Genomic DNA, 15,722 nt, shown 5'->3' with positions numbered 1-15,722 from the left:
TCTGGTTTGCCCGTAGGGAATCTCTCATCTAAGGCAGTGTCCGAAATACGACAAACCAGGCCAAGGCAGACCAATCGCTCCGTAGCATAGAGTCTTTTTGGGGACAGCGGACGCGATTATGCAGTTTAACTTATGAAGGCGGAGTACCGACCCCACCCCCGGCCCCTCCCCGAATTCGGGGAGGGGAGCCAGCAAAAGCGTCTTTTCTCCCCTCTCCCCGCTTGCGTGGGAGAGGGGTTGGGGGTGAGGGGTAATCCGTATCGTTTTCTTAAACTGCATCATTGCGTCCCTACGAGAAAAGTGTGGTTGTGTAGGGACGCGATAAATCGCGTCCGCAAAAGCCCAAGACCGACAGGTAACCCGGTTTCACGGCATTCTCCGCACTTACCGGCCTGCCTTGGCCTTTGGCTGACAAACGGTCATTGGCTTAGAATAGTGGGTTAGGAGCTTTGCCGGATTGTGCAATTCAGCGTCTGACATATGGGAAAGGCATGCTTTCCCCTACACAGGCGAAAACAACTGATCTTTTAGACGGCTTCAAATAGCCCCTTTCGAGAAATTCTGTCTTTCGCCAAGCTCTGCGGACATGTTTGTCGCGTCCCGGCAGCGAGATAAAGTAGGTAAGGATTTAGCATGAATTTTGAATTTGCAACGGCGGCACGCATCGTGTTTGGCGCGGGCAAGCTGAACGAGATCGGCGGGATTGCAGCAGAATACGGAGCGCGAGCGCTGGTCGTGACCTCGTCAGTTGGGCGCGCGCAGCCCCTGCTGGATCGGCTGGATGCGGCGAAAATCAGCTACAGCGTGTTTGAAGTCGTGAGCGAACCGGATATCGCGCTCGTCAGCGCGGGCGTGCGCCAGTACCATGAGGCCGACGCCCAGTTTGTGATCGGCATGGGCGGCGGCAGTGCCATCGACGCGGGCAAAGCGATTGCCGCGCTGGCGGCCAACCCTGGCGACATCTTCGACTATCTGGAAGTCATCGGCAAGGCGCAGAAGCTGGCCAACCCGTCGATGCCGTACATCGCCGTGCCGACGACGGCGGGCACGGGCGCAGAAGTGACGCGCAATGCGGTCGTCGCCTCGCCGGAGCACAAAGTGAAAGTCAGCCTGCGCAGCCCGTCGATGCTGCCGAAGGTCGCGCTCGTCGATCCCGAACTGACCTATCAACTGCCGAAAGCCATCACCGCCGCGACGGGCATGGACGCGATCACGCAGGTGATCGAGCCGTACACATCGAACGCCGCCAATCCCATCACCGATGCAATCGCCTTCAAGGGCATTCTGCTCGGCGCGAGCGCCATCCGCCCGGCGTATCACGAGAGCGACCCGCAGGCGCGCGAACATATGGCGCTCGCCAGTCTGTTCGGCGGGCTGTCGCTGGCGAATGCCAAGCTCGGGGCGGTGCACGGCTTCGCCGGGTGTGCTCGGCGGCATGTTCGACGCGCCGCATGGAGCGATCTGCGCGCGCCTGCTGCCGCTCGTCATGGAGATGAACATCCGCGCACTGATGGAGCGCGACCGCGACAGCCTCGTCTTGCCGCGCTACGCCGATATCGCGCGGGTGGTCAGCGGGGAGTATCTCGAATTCAACGCGGCGGTGTGGGCGGCTGAACTGGCGAAAGAGCTGGAGATTCCCGGCCTCGCCCAGTACGGCGTGACTCCAGCGCACATCGCCGAAATCGTGCAGAAGAGCAAGAACGCCAGCAGCATGAAGGGCAACCCCATCGTGCTGACTGACGACGAACTGACCGAAATCATGACGCGGGCGCTGTAGGCGCCTAAATCCGCCGTTGCTCTAGGCAGCGATACCTCTATACAATGAGCGCCTGAGCTTTAGCGTTGACCTAGAGAGAGTGTACGTAGATGCGGATCGATGTGTATCAGGATACTGTCTGCCCGTGGTGCAGAATTGGCAAGAAAAATCTTCAGTTGGCGCTGGCGCAGTGGGGCGGCGACGCGGAGATTCACTATCACACGTTTTTCCTCAACCCGGATGTCCCCACCGAGGGTTATGACTTCCGCGAGTATCTGAGCGCCAAAATGGGCATTCAGCCGCGGCAGCTCAGCCAGGTGTTCGACGGGCCAACCCGCATGGGCGCGGCTGTCGGGTTGGAATTCAACTTCGACCAGATCGAGCGCTCACCCAATTCGCTGCTCTCCCACCGTTTGATCGCGCTCGCGCCAGCGGAGCAGCGCGAAACCGTGATCGACGCGCTGTATGACGCCTATTTCCGCGACGGGCGCGACATTGGCGATCTCGACACACTGATCGCGATTGCGACAGAGACCGGATTGGATGGGGAGGCACTGCGCGCGGCTGCTCACCGATGAGACACAGGCCGAAGTCGAGGCGGAAGCCGAACACGCGCATGAACTCGGCATCACGGGTGTGCCCTTCTTCATCCTCAACCAGAAGTACGCCTTCAGCGGAGCGCAGCCGCCGGAACGGATTGTGCGTGTGTTACAGCAGGCCAGTCAGGGCGGTTAAGCTGAGGCGCGTGGATCAGCGATGAGGCGTGCAGGTGTTGAAAAAGGTTAGCTTCCGACCCCACCCCCGGCCCCTCCCCGAATTCAGGGAGGGGAGCCAACAGCGCCTGCCAAGCCGAATACGTCTTCGTAGGGACGCGCTTCTGCGCGTCCGCCGACCACGGACGCGCAGAAGCGCGTCCCTACAATGGTTCGATTGTTAAAAGCGGACGCAATAAATTACGTCCCGACGAGAAACACCGTCTTTATGTAGGGGCGTCCGCCGGGTTGCGGGCGGACGCGCCGTTGCGCGTCCCTACGAAACCCATTTTCCCCAAACCAATCGCATTAGAGGCCGCCGCGGTCACTCGTTGCGCAGCGCCTGCGCGGTGACCAGTTTGCTCAAGCGGCGCGCCGGGTAGATGCCCGCGCCGAGCGCCGCCAGCACCGCGACCGCGAAACTCAGCGCGAATTCCAGCGGGCTGAGCGTGAGCTGCATCGTCCAGCCGAACGAGCGCACATTGATCACGTAGATCAGGATGATCGCCAGCGCGACGCCGATCGGCATGGCGAGAATCCCCGCCGTGATGCCCATCAAGCCCGTTTGAATCAGCGTGTAATTCCACAACTGGCGTCCGGTCATGCCGATGGCGCGCATGACGCCATACTGCCGCGTCTGCTCCAACTGCAGCGCCATGAGCGCGCTCAAAATGCCGACGAAAGCCACGACCACCGCCAGCAGTTGCAGCGCGCTCGTGATCGAGAAGGTGCGCTCGAAGACTTCGAACACGCTGGCGCGGAGCGTCAGATTGCTGCGCGTGATGAGTTCCGACCCGGCCAGCGCCGTACGGACGCGATCCACGACGACGTTCACGTCCTGTCCCGGCTCGATGAAGGCCGCCAGCGATGAGACGTACGGATCGTCGTAGTACTGGCGATAGACATTGTCGGCCATGAGCACCGCGCCCTGATCGGTTGAGTAGTCGTAGTACACGCCGATCACGCGGAAGGTGACCTCCCCGCGATCCGTAAGCAGCGTGAGCGAGTTGCGCTGCTGATCGATGCCGCGCCGGAAGGCGAACGGCTCACTGACCATGACCACGTCCCCAGCTTCGAGCGCGGTGAAGTAGTCGGCAACGCCAACCTCCGACCACACAAATTCGCGGGATGCGCCTGTGACATCGGCGGTGCCGACGCTCAGATTGACGGGCGGCAGATCGGGGTAGTCCGGCGCGGTCACATTGACCGAGCGCCCCATGATCACCGTGCGCACGCCTTCCACCTGCGCGATCACCGCGCCGACCGCCGGATCGACATCGGCGGTGGCGCGCACCGCCGTCACCTGCGGCGGCGAGATGTAAATATCCGCGCCGAGCGTGGTATCCAGCCAATCGGATACGGTATTGCGGAACGAGCCGATCATCACGCTCACGCCGACGATCACGCTCACGGCGACGGTCAGCGCGGCGACGGCGACCGAGGTGCGGCTGAGCGAGCGCGACACGGCGCGCGGTGACATGCGCCCGACCACGCCGAACAAACGCCCCGTGATCGGCGTAGCGATCTGCATGCCGGCCACCAGCAGCACGGGCGTGAACAGCGCGCCGCCGACGATCACCGCGAAGAGCGCGCCAAAGCTGATGAAGAGCGAATTGGTCGGCAGTTGCAGCAGCAGTGCGCCGAGCACAATGAGCGCGGTCGCGCCCAGCGTGATCGGGAGGATGAGGCGGCGGGCGCGTTCTTCGAGCGTGGAACGGCGCATCGACCCGGCGGGCGGCGTGGAAGTCGCGTCAATGGAGGGCACGAGCGCCGAGACGAGGCTCACGCCCAAGCCAATCGCCGCGCCCTTGAGCAGCGTGAACGGATCGACCGCCACGCGCTGCACGTCAACGGCGAAATACAGATCGCTGATGGTCTGCGCGACGAGGCCGACGGTCAAGCGCCCGAAGATGATGCCCAGACCGAGGCCGAAGATCGTGCCGACGAAGCCGAGCAGCAGCGCTTCACTCAGGATGAGGCCGAAAATCTGGCGGCGGGTCGCGCCGATGGAGCGCAGAATGCCGAGCACCGGGCGGCGCTGCACGACGCTGAACGAGACCGTGTTGTAGATCAGGAAGACGCCGACGACGAGCGCCAGCAGACTCAGCGCTTGCAGGTTGAGTTCGAAGGCGTCGGTCATCTGGCCGAGCGCGCTTTGCTGATCGATGGGCGTGGTGATAGTCGCCCCGGTGGGCAGCAGCGCGCGGATGGGAGCGAGATCGTAGCCGTCGGGCAGGATGAGATCGACGCGGCTGATCGTACCCGGTCGCCCGACGATTTCCTGCGCGGTGGCGATGTCGGTCAGCAGCAGGTTGTCGAGGGCTTCGGCGCTGGCGGCGTCCGGCGCTTCGAGCAGGCCGACCACGCGCATGGCGATCTGCTCGGCGGCGGGCTGCACGGTGATCGTATCCCCGGCGGCGATGCCGTAGCGTTCCGCCAGGCGCGACGAGATCAGCACCGTGTTCGGTTCGGCAATAAAGGCGGCGAGTCCTTCAAACGCGGTCGATGCTTCGCCCTGCACGCGCACATCGGTCAGGTAGGAGCGGAACGGCGGTTCCGCGAATGGGTCCGTAATGCTCTCCGTGCTCAGGCCAAAAGCCCGGCTGGCGGAGTTATTGGCGAGGTCGATGGCGATGACGACGGCCACGCCCAACGCGACACCGATTACGAACAGGGCGCTTTGCAGCAAACGGCGGCGCACGTAGCGGCCAGCCAGTCGGAGGATAATGGGAAGACGCATAAGAGCGAACCTTATCAGGACTGAGGGCGAAGGACTGAGGACTGAGTTTTGTCGAATGGATTCGGATTACCGGCAACTACCTCGTTCTGCGGACGCGATATAGAGGGTGTCTAACAAGGTTATCACCTGTAGGGACGCAGGCATGAGAGTGTTTAAAAAGCATCTCTTGTAGCCTTTCGTCAGCGGACGCAATGAATTGCGTCCCTACGAAGATCTATTCGGCTTGGCAAGCGCTGTTGGCTCCCCTCCCTGAATTCGGGGAGGGGCCGGGGGTGGGGTCGGAATCTGACCTTTTTCAACACCCTCATGCCTTGTCCCTACAAAAACCGCTCTCATCCAGATAACTGTGCGCTTTTTAGACACCCTCTATTTGGCTACTTCCAAAACGACTATCGAACTTTCGACCCAGTCCTTTTATCTCAGTCCTCAGTCCTATGAATCAAAACGCCCCCACTGTAGACGTTGATCCTTAGCAGTGGGGGCGCAAAAGATGAGAAGACTAGAAATTCTGCGGGCGGCGCACCGGGACGGGTTCTTCGTCGAGGTAGCGGTCGTCGTCGGCCTCGTAGCCGAGCTTGTTCAACGCGACCTGCGCGGCTTCGCGGTACTTCTCATGATCGGTGGATAAAAACCGCTTCAGCGGTTCGATAGCGCGGCGGTCGCCCAACTTGCCGAGGGCTTCGACCGCGTTGAGGGTGATTTGAAATCCGGGCGTGTCGAGCGCGCGGATGAGCGGTTCTACGGCGCGGGTATCGCCAATTTTGCCCAGCATGAGGGCGGCGCGTCCCCGAACGATCAGGTCTTCATGGCGGTTGCCGATGACCATGATCAAGGTGCGGACTGCTTCATCTCCGCCAAGCATCCCCAATTTCATCACAGCAGTGCGGCGACGTTCTTTGTTGGTGTCGCGCAGCTCTGCGAGAATTTGCTTGATGATATTCGGGTCAGGGTCAGTCATAGAAATAGCTCCTTCACCGGTTGCGAATCCCGCAAGGTGATCACTAGCTTACTATCGTGAATGCGGCAAACACGATCTGCAAGCGGGACGATCTCAGGGTTATGGGTTGCCATGATCAACGTACGACCAACGTCTCTCGTCAATTCTAGCAGAAGTCCCAAAATCTGCTGACCTGTCTCTTCGTCTAGGTTCCCCGTGGGCTCGTCGGCAATGATGATGGCCGGGTCCTGCGCCAGCGCCCGCGCAATGGCGACACGCTGCTGCTCACCGCCGCTCAGGCGATCTGGATAGCTGTCCGCCCGGTCGCGCAGGCCGACGCGCTCCAACAGTTCGAGCGCGCGCGCTTGGGCATTGCCACCGCGCAGTTCAGCGGGCAAGGTGATATTTTCGAGGACGGTTAAGGTTGGGATCAGGTTGAAGAACTGAAAGATGATACCAATGTGGTCGCGTCGAAACAGCGTCAAGCGCCGTTCGTCCAACTGCGTGATATTTGTGCCATCGATGACGACGGATCCGTGATCCGCCTGATCGATTCCACTCATGAGGTTCAACAGCGTACTTTTCCCGCTCCCGCTTTTTCCAAGCAGGACGAAAAACTCACCCTCTGCAATGTCCAGATCAACGTCAGAGAGGATACGGTGCGCACCACCGCCTTCAGCATACCCCTTGCTGAGGCCGCGAATCTGAACCATGGATCGGGCAGGTTTCCCGTTCATACGTACTCACCAATTATACCGGCGACAACACGAATTAAACAGATCGGTTTGCGAATAATTTCACTCATCCACAACAGTAATCGATCTACATGAGGCAACTATGATAAATAAGGCGTATTCGTGTGTCCCTTTCTTAATATACACTGAAAACGAGGAGCCCAAATGCATAAATATTACGAAAAAAGCATGTCGTTCATACACAAATTGCCTGAGAACGGGCATGATCATCCTAAGCTCTGAAAAATATGTAAATTCAGCCTGCATTGAAGAAAGGACTCGGAATGGCAGTTAATTACAAAGAAGAACTGGTCGGCGTGTTCGGGTTTCCGGTGGCAGAAAACCCCACCTGCGTGATGCAGAACGCGGCGTTCGCGGCGGCGGGGTTGTTCTGGCGCTACCTGACAATTGAGGTCAAGCCGGAGGATTTGCCGACGGCCATGCAGGGACTGCGCGCGCTGGGCTTTCGCGGCATCAACTGCACGATTCCGCACAAGGTCGCGGTGATCTCCCTGCTGGACGAGGTCGCACCGGACGCCAAACTGATCGGCGCGGTCAACACGATCTGCCGCGTCGGGGACAAGCTGATCGGCGAGAACACCGACGGCAAAGGCTTCATGCGTGGGCTGCGCGAACAGCTCGACCCGGCGGGCAAGCGCGTCGTGATCCTCGGCGCGGGCGGCGCGGCGCGGGCGATCACGGTGGAACTGGCGCTGGCGGGCGCGTCCGAGCTGATCGTCGTCAACCGCAGTCACGAGCGCGGCGCGGGCCTGGTGGCGCATCTGCAGCAGAATGTGCAGGCAAACGCGCGGTTGGTCGATTGGACGAGCACGTATGCGGTCGGCGGCGATGTGGATGTGCTGGTCAACGCCACGTCGATTGGGCTGTACCCGGATGTCGACGCCATGCCCGACGTGCGTCTCGACGGGGCGCGCGGCGATCTGCTGGTGTGCGACGTGATCCCTAACCCGCCGAACACGCCGCTGATCAAGCTGGCGCAGGGGCGCGGTCTGCGCACGATCAACGGGCTGGCGATGCTGGTGTATCAGGGATCGATTGGGTTCGAGATGTGGACGGGTGTCCAAGCGGACGAAGGCGTTATGAAGGCGGCGTTGGAGAAAGAGTTTGGGGTGTAGGCGGTCTCTCAAAAACAAAGCATTGCGCGATCGATGACCGTAGGGGCGCACGGCCGTGCGCCCCTACACGAGAATTTTCGGCCATCGCCTTTACGGCGCGCTGCTGAAAAGCTCAACCTCACGCCTCTCCTAAAGGTTCACGGCAGGACAGTTTCAAGATTTCGAGACAGACTTCCCCTAAACGACAACTTGTAGGGACGGCCTTCTGGCCGTCCGGTAACCACGGACGCGCAGAAGCGCGTCCCTACAATGGTTCGATTGCAGAAAGTATCCTGTCCTCAACCTAGAGGAGAGGGAACATATCCCCGATCAACGGCGCACATTTCTGCACAGAAATATTTGTGTCCCCTCGGCACCTCACCTATGATTGAAGCATGTCCTTCCCCTAAGCACGGAGCGGTGGTCATGTCCTCAAAAATCGTCACCATTGAGCGGCACATTTTCGAGAAGCAGAAACGCTTCCCACAGGCGACGGGTGAGCTGACAGCGCTGCTCTACGATCTGGCGCTGGCGGGCAAGATGATCGCGGCGGAGACGCGGCGCGCCGGCTTGAACTCCAGCATTCAGGGCGCGGCGGGCACGACCAACATCTACGGGGAAGATCAGCAAAAGCTCGACGTGTACGCGGACAGCATGATCTTCAAGCTCAACGACCACACCAACCGCCTGTGCGCGATGGCGAGCGAAGAGCACGAAGACATCCTGCAAATCCCGGCGCACTACGGCAAAGGCAATTACGTCCTGCTGTTCGACCCGCTGGACGGCTCATCCAACATCGATGTGAATGTGTCCGTTGGGACGATCTTCGCCATCCACCGCAAGATCACCAAAGGCGAAACCGGGACGCTCGCCGATGTGCTCCAACCGGGCAAGCGGCTGGTCGCCGCGGGCTACATGATTTACGGATCGAGCACGATGATGATCTACACGACCGGCGACGGCGTGCATGGCTTCACGCTCGACCCGAGCGTCGGCGAGTTTCTGCTCAGCCATGATGACATTCGCATCCCCGAGCCGCCCAAGTTCTACTCGTGCAATCAGGGCTACGAGAAGCAGTGGACGTACGGCGTGCGGCGCTATACCAAGTGGCTGCAAGGCATCGACGGTGAAGGTCACGCGCCCTACTCGGCGCGCTACATCGGCTCGATGATCGCCGACTTTCACCGGAATCTACTGCAAGGCGGCGTGTACTACTACCCGCACGAAATGAGCAAACCGCAGGGCAAAATTCGCCTGTTGATGGAAGCGCAGGCGCTGGCCTTCATCGCGCAGAATGCGGGCGGCTATGGATCGGACGGCATCGGCAATATCCTCGACGTGCAGCCGCACAAACTGCATCAGCGCACGCCGTTGTTCATCGGCAATCGCTCACTGGTGGAGCGAGCCGAACACTTCATCCGCCAGCACGATCAGGCGTGGGTCGACGAGTATCGCGCTTACCGCGAACAAGCGGCGGTCGAGGCGTAAAAGCGAGGACTGAGGAGAGGACTGAGGTAAAGAGGACTGAGTCAAGGACAAACCTGTCCTATGAGGGTGCTGACTCACCAGAAACACAACTGAGGACTGATTCGCAAAAGCCGACCTCAGTCCTCAGTCCTGTCAGTTCTCAGTCCTCGCTATCGAGCAGATAGCGCGCCAGCAGATCGATGCTGTGGGTGAGCGCGTCCGTGTGCATGCGCTCGTAGGCGTGCGACGCCTCGACGCCCGGCCCGATCAAGCCGACGCGCGCCGTACCCCCCGCGCGCCAATAGGCCGACCCATCCGAGCCGTAAAACGGGTAGATGTCCGTCCGGTACGGGATGCCGTATTCGGCGGCGATGCGGCGCAGCTTGTTGTTCATCAAAAAGTGATACGGCCCCGAGCTGTCTTTGACGCAGATCGTCACGTCGTATTCGGTCGAATTCTGGCCTTCGCCGATGGCCGCCATATCGATGGTCAGGAGTTCGGCGAGGCCGTCGGGGAAGCCCGCCGATCCACCGTGCCCGACTTCTTCGTAATTGGCGATCAGGAAGGTCGTATCCTGCGCGGGCTGAAGCCCGGCGTCACGCAGCGCGATCAACGCCCCGTAGATCACCGCCACCCCCGATTTATCGTCCAGATGCCGCGAACGGATGAAGCCCGTCTCGGTGATTTCCACGCGCGGATCGAGGAAGATGAAATCGCCGACGTCGATGCCGAGCGCCCGCGTGTCCGCCGCGCTGAAGGTTTTCGCGTCGATGCGGACTTCCATCGTGTCTTCGTCGCGCGGGCTGGTGCGGATGTTCTTGTTGACGTGCGTCGACGGATTTGACGGCAGCACCGTTCCCCGATAGCGGCGGTCGTCGTGCGTGCGGATGGTCACGCCCTCAAATTCGACGGCCTGCCACATGAAGCCGCCCAACTGCGTCATTTTGAGCCGACCGCTCCCCTTGATGTCTTTGACCATCAGGCCGAGCGTATCGACGTGCCCGGTCACGCCGCGCGGGGCAGTCGAAGACGTGCCCTGCCAGTGGGCGACGAGCGCGCCTTTGGTCGTCTCGTGGAAGGTCAGGTTGGGGATGTGGAGCGCCTCGAACGCGCGGCGCACATAGGCGATGGCTTCGTGATAGTACCCGGTCGGGCTGGGCGTGTTCAGCAAGCCGACGAGAAACTCAATCGACGGATTGAGCGGGGTGGTGAGTTGGGACATGGGCGAGAACTCCTTATTCGACCCCCTCCCCACCCCTCCCCCGAATTCGGGGGAGGGCGCAAACAGGTTCGCCACATGTCAACCGGTCGCTGTGACGAGCGAGCCGCTGGCTCCCCTCCCTGAATTCGGGGAGGGGCCGGGGGTGGGGTGTGCAATAGACAGATCCAATGTTGGAGAGTATAGTAGCCGCGCCTATTCGATCAAAGAGATGGTGCTATGCGTCGTCGTGATCTCGCGATTATCGGGTTGTTGTTTGCGCTTCCGCTCATTATGTTCTGGGCGCAGACGGTCGGCGGGCGGACTCTGCTCCCCGCCGAAAATCTGTATCAGTATGAACCCTACGCGGCTTACCGGGAACAACTGGGCGTGCCCGCCGTGCCGCATAACCATTTACTCTCCGACCTCGTCCTGCAAAACATGCAGTGGAAAGCGTTCATCCGCGAGAGCTTCGCGCTCGGCGAAGTGCCGCTGTGGAATCCGCACCAGTTCAGCGGGATCGCCTTCTTCGCCGCGGGGCAGCAGTCGACACTGTACCCGTTCAGCGTGCTCTACTATGTGCTGCCGCTGAGCGTTGCTTACGGCTGGTTCACGGTGATCCAGTTGTGGCTGGCGGGCGCCTTCATGTACGGGTTTGCGCGCTTCGGCCTCGGCATGGGGCGGACGGGCGGCGCGGCGGCGGGCGTGATCTACCAGTTGAGCGCCTTCTTCGTGATCAGCGCCGTGTTCCCGATGATCATCGCGGCGGCGGCGTGGCTGCCGCTGATTCTGTGGATGATCGAGTGGATTGTGCGCGGCAAACGCCCGATCTTCGCGCTGATCGTCGGCGCGGTCGCGCTCGGCTGCGAAATCCTCGCCGGACATGTGGAGATCACCTACTACACGCTGATCATCGCGGCGTATTACGCGGCGGCGCGGCTGCTGTGGCTCTACCTCACCCCCAACCCCTCTCCCAAGGGAGAGGGGCTTCAAGAGCCCGACGAGGGCGAGGCTAAAACAAGCGGACGCGATAAATCGCGTCCCTACGAAAGAGCCCGTCTGGTGGTTGGGCGCGGGCTGCTGCTGCTCGGCATGGTGATCCTCGGCGTGGCGGTGGGCGCGGTGCAGTTCATCCCGACGTTTGAGGCCGCCAGCGGCAATTTCCGCTCGGAGGCGGCGTCCTTTCAGCAGGTGCTCGATTGGGCGCACCCAACCCGCGACGTGATTCAGTTCCTGCTGCCGAACTTCTACGGGAGTCCCGCACAGCATGGCTACGTCGACGTGTTCAGCAATCAATACGTCGATCTGACCGCGCAGGACGTGATCAGCGCGGCGGGGGAACGGCTCACGCGCATTGACTGGGGCTTGAAGAACTACGTCGAAAGCGCGTTGTACGTCGGCATTCTGCCGCTGGCGCTGGCGGCCTTCTCCGTGATCACCCGAGCAGGGCATCTGAGTCGCAGAGGACTGAGGACTGAGGTTCAAGGACTGAGGCAAAAACGGTCCGCGGGTTCCTCAGCTATTGCTGATGAATCCACGCTCCGGAGCAGCTCAGTCCTCAGTCCTCAGCCCTCAGTCCTGCCTTTCGCGCTGCTCGCGCTGGTGGCGCTGACGTTCATGTTCGGCCTGCCGACGTATGCGCTGCTGTATTACGGCTTCCCCGGCATCAGCCAACTGCATTCGCCGTTCCGCTGGGTGTTCGCGCTGACGCTGTGCGTCGCCGTGCTGGCGGGTTTCGGGTTGGACGATCTGCTGAGCGGAGTCGCGGCGAAATGGGCGCGGCGCGTCGGGATCGCGCTGCTGGCGCTCGGCGTGCTGACTGGCGCAGGGCTGCTGCTCAGCCGCATCGTCTACCCGCAAATCGAACCCGCGCTCGACTCGCTGTGGCGGGGGCTGGCGGAAGCGCCGAAGGCCTTCAGCGACACGCGCATGTTCTTCAGCGTGCAGTTCGTCAATGTGCTCGTTTTGGCGGTCATGCTGGTCGGCGCAGGGGCGGTGTTTGCGTTGGGCGCAAAGCGCCACAACTCAGGACTGAGGACTGAGGTTCAAGGACTGAGTGAAGACAACCTCACCCCCAAATCAACCTCACCCCTAAATCCCCTCTCCCAAGGGCGAGGGGACTTACAAAGCGACTCTCTGCCTCCCCTCTCCTCTAGGAGAGGGGAACGAGGGGTGAGGTTTGTCCGCCCTATTGAACTTTTCGCCGTCCTCTTCATCGCCGCTGACCTCATGATCGCGTCGTGGGGCTTCAACCCGGCGAGCGATCCGGCGTGGCTCGACTTCACGCCGCCCGCCATCGAATGGCTGCAAGCGCAGCCGGGCGACTGGCGCTACACCACCTACGAAGACCCGACCAACGCGGTGTCGCATCTGCTGAACGCCAACATGACGCTGCGCTATGGGCTGGACGATGTGCGCGGCTACGAGAGCATCATCCCGAAGACCTACATGGACTTCATGGAGCTGATCGCGCCGCAGGTGCAGCGCGACTATAACCGCGTCGCGCCGATCTACACGGCCTACAGCGATTGGTTTGATCCCGGGCAGGCGTTGACTTCGCCGTACCTCGATCTGCTTAATGTGCGCTACATCGTCACTTACAAGCAGACCGACATGAGCACGATCCCCGGCTTTACGCTGGCGTATGAAGACGACGCCGTGCGCATCTGGGAGAACGGCGACGCTTTGCCGCGCGCTTATCTCCTGCGGGAGCTTCCGCGCACCAGCTTTGAACCGCTTGTGCAGGAACGCCGGTACACCCCGGTCGAGATCACGAGCGATACCGGGCGTGAGTTGTTCCTTGATGTGACGCAGAATCAGCCGTCATGGCTCGTCATCAGCCAGAGTTATGATCCCGGTTGGCGCGCCTACATTCGTCCACAGGGTGCAGACGAAAACGCCGAAAACGCCGTCCCCGTTGAGATTCTTCTGAACGCGCTGCCCTTCGTTCGTCTGTCCGAAGGCGCGTGGACGATCCGCCTCGTCTACAGCCCGGCCAGCTTCCAGATCGGGCTGTTCGCCACCTTCATCAGCGCGATCATCCTGCTGCTGATCGGGGGCATCGGCTTGTGGCGGCGCTTCGTCGGCGAGTCCGAAGGATCAGGCGTGCAGCGGATCGCCCGCAACAGCCTCGCGCCGATTCTGCTCAACCTGTTCAACCGCGGCATCGACATGGCCTTCGCGCTGGTCATGCTGCGCATTCTCGGCCCGAATGACGCCGGGTTGTACTTCTACGCGGGCGTGATCTTCATCTGGTTCGACATCTTCACCAACTTCGGCTTGAACCTGTACCTGACGCGCGAAGTCGCGCGGGATCGGTCGAAGGCGGGCTACCTGTTCTTCAACACGAGCGCGCTGCGCATCGGCCTGGCGCTGCTCGGCGTGCCGCTGCTGCTCGGCTTCCTCGGCGTGCGCCAGAGCACGGTCAGCCCGCCGTTGGATATGAGCGCGGTCGTCGCCATCGGCCTGCTGTACATCGGCCTGCTGCCCAACAGCCTGAGCACGGGCTTGACCTCGCTCTACTACGCGTTCGAACGCGCGGAAGTCCCGGCGGCGGTGGCGACGGTCGCGACGATCTGCAAATCGGTGTTCGGGCTGGTGGCGCTGCTGCTCGGCTGGGGGATCATCGGTTTAGCGGGCGTGAGCATCGCCACCAACGTGATCACGCTGGCGATCCTCGCGTGGAATGGGCGCGCCATGTACGCGGGCATGACGCGCCGCGTCGAGCCGCCGCTCATGCGCCGGATGCTGGGCGCAAGCTACCCGCTCATGTTCAACCACTTTCTCGCGACGATCTTCTTTCAGATCGACGTGGTGCTGATCGAGGCGATCCACAACCCGACGATGGTCGGGCAGTACAGCGTCGCGTATAAGTGGGTGTCGGCGCTCAACGTGATCCCGTCGTTCTTCACGCAGGCGCTGCTCCCGGTCATGTCGCGGCAGGCGCACGAGGATCGCGCGTCGCTCAAACGTATGTACACGCTGGCGATCAAGCTGCTGGTGAGCGTCGCGCTGCCCACAGCCGTGATCTTCACGTTCGCGGCGGAGTTCCTCGCGGGCGTGCTCGGCGGCGCGCAGTATCTGCCCGATGGCGCCATCGCCACGCAGTTGATGATCTGGAGCATCCCCATCGGCTGGATGAACAGCCTGACGCAGTACGTGCTGATAGCGCTGGATTTGCAGAAGCGCATCACGACCGCGTTTGTCCTCGGCGTGGGCTTCAACATCATCGCCAACCTGATCCTGATTCCGCCATTCGGCTACCGCGCCGCCGCGCTGACCACGATTGCCAGCGAAGCCGTGCTGCTCGTGCCGTTCGCGCTGCTGCTGCAAGGCGCGGTCGGGCGGCTGAACTGGCTGGACATGCTCTGGCGACCCATCGTCGCCGCGCTGGTGATGGCGCTGGTGACGGGGCTGCTGTGGTCGACTATGCCGCTGGTGGCGCTGGTGGTGGGCGGGCTGGCGTATCTGGTGGTGCTGATCGTGCTGCGTCCGCTCAACGCCGACGAGATAACGCGGCTCCTGCCGCTCATCCCCGCGCGGCTGCGGCGGCGGTTTTCGTAACCTCACCCCGGTGGACGCGATAAAGCGCGTGTCCAGAAAGCGCGTAGTTACGTGATGACAGAGGTTCTTGTAGGGACAAGGCATGAGGCCGTTTCAGAATTGGCATTTTGTCTAGCCTCACCCCTAAATCCCTTCTCCCAAGGGCGAGGGGACTTAATCACCCCGCCCGTCTCCCCTCTCCTCTAGGAGAGGGGCTGGGGGTGAGGCCTGAGGGAAGATGATCTTGAAATACGGCGGACGCAATTATGCAATTTAACTTATGAGTACGGAGATCCCGAATGTAGGGGAGGGGCAGTGTCCCCACCCGTTCATGGGCGACCACATAGGGTCGCCCCTACAGCCAATATCCGCGATCATTAGTTAAACTGCATCATTGCGTCCCTACGAAGACCGGTTCGGTTTGGCAAGTGCTGTTGTTTCCCCGCCCCGAATTCGGGGTGGGGTCGGAATCAAAAACGGA

Annotated in this window: 8 protein-coding genes and 2 pseudogenes; 6 read left to right on the top strand and 4 right to left on the bottom strand. The window is 61.4% G+C overall.

Features of this window, described 5'->3' with window-relative positions:
* Positions 1–633: 633 nt before the first annotated feature.
* The 3 genes and pseudogenes from IPK17_RS08370 to IPK17_RS08360 form a co-directional block, all read left to right on the top strand.
* A pseudogene (locus tag IPK17_RS08370) lies at positions 634–1,356 on the top strand (iron-containing alcohol dehydrogenase); the annotation flags it as partial.
* Positions 1,262–1,777 carry a dehydroquinate synthase/iron-containing alcohol dehydrogenase family protein gene (locus tag IPK17_RS08365; protein WP_343417294.1) on the top strand — a complete coding sequence of 172 codons (516 nt, stop codon included), beginning with the start codon at positions 1,262–1,264 and terminating at the stop codon, positions 1,775–1,777. The pseudogene IPK17_RS08370 and the gene IPK17_RS08365, both read left to right, overlap by 95 nt.
* 89 nt (positions 1,778–1,866) lie before the next feature.
* Positions 1,867–2,491 (top strand): annotated as a pseudogene (locus IPK17_RS08360) (DsbA family oxidoreductase).
* A gap of 342 nt (positions 2,492–2,833) precedes the next feature.
* Here IPK17_RS08360 and IPK17_RS08350 read toward each other — a convergent pair.
* The 3 genes from IPK17_RS08350 to IPK17_RS08340 form a co-directional block, all read right to left on the bottom strand.
* Complete coding sequence (locus tag IPK17_RS08350) at positions 2,834–5,248, bottom strand: FtsX-like permease family protein (protein WP_343417229.1); 2,415 nt, start codon at positions 5,246–5,248, stop codon at positions 2,834–2,836.
* Between the two features lie 499 nt (positions 5,249–5,747).
* Entirely contained in the window at positions 5,748–6,206 is a 459-nt protein-coding gene (locus IPK17_RS08345; protein ID WP_343417228.1) for a HEAT repeat domain-containing protein, read from the bottom strand.
* Complete coding sequence (locus IPK17_RS08340; RefSeq protein ID WP_343417227.1) at positions 6,203–6,922, bottom strand: ABC transporter ATP-binding protein; 720 nt, start codon at positions 6,920–6,922, stop codon at positions 6,203–6,205. The genes IPK17_RS08345 and IPK17_RS08340 overlap by 4 nt, the downstream gene beginning before the upstream one ends.
* A gap of 281 nt (positions 6,923–7,203) precedes the next feature.
* On the opposite strand from IPK17_RS08340, the gene aroE reads away from it, so the two are divergent.
* Together aroE and fbp are read left to right on the top strand one after the other, a co-directional pair.
* Entirely contained in the window at positions 7,204–8,055 is an 852-nt protein-coding gene (aroE, locus tag IPK17_RS08335; protein ID WP_343417226.1) for a shikimate dehydrogenase, read from the top strand.
* A 405-nt stretch (positions 8,056–8,460) separates the two neighbouring features.
* Positions 8,461–9,522 carry a class 1 fructose-bisphosphatase gene (gene fbp / locus IPK17_RS08330; protein WP_343417225.1) on the top strand — a complete coding sequence of 354 codons (1,062 nt, stop codon included), beginning with the start codon at positions 8,461–8,463 and terminating at the stop codon, positions 9,520–9,522.
* Between the two features lie 139 nt (positions 9,523–9,661).
* Here fbp and IPK17_RS08325 read toward each other — a convergent pair whose 3' ends face one another.
* Positions 9,662–10,723 (bottom strand): M42 family metallopeptidase, encoded by a 1,062-nt coding sequence (locus IPK17_RS08325; RefSeq protein ID WP_343417224.1) that lies wholly within the window; start codon positions 10,721–10,723, stop codon positions 9,662–9,664.
* A gap of 216 nt (positions 10,724–10,939) precedes the next feature.
* Between IPK17_RS08325 and IPK17_RS08320 the strand changes: the two genes are divergently transcribed.
* Positions 10,940–15,262: a flippase gene (locus tag IPK17_RS08320; protein WP_343417223.1), complete on the top strand. Its 4,323-nt coding sequence runs from the start codon at positions 10,940–10,942 to the stop codon at positions 15,260–15,262.
* The last annotated feature ends 460 nt before the right edge of the window (positions 15,263–15,722 follow it).

The organism is Candidatus Flexifilum breve, from assembly GCF_016713355.1.
Note: the sequence above shows the minus strand (reverse complement) of the source record. Positions and strands in the feature narration are given on the sequence as shown.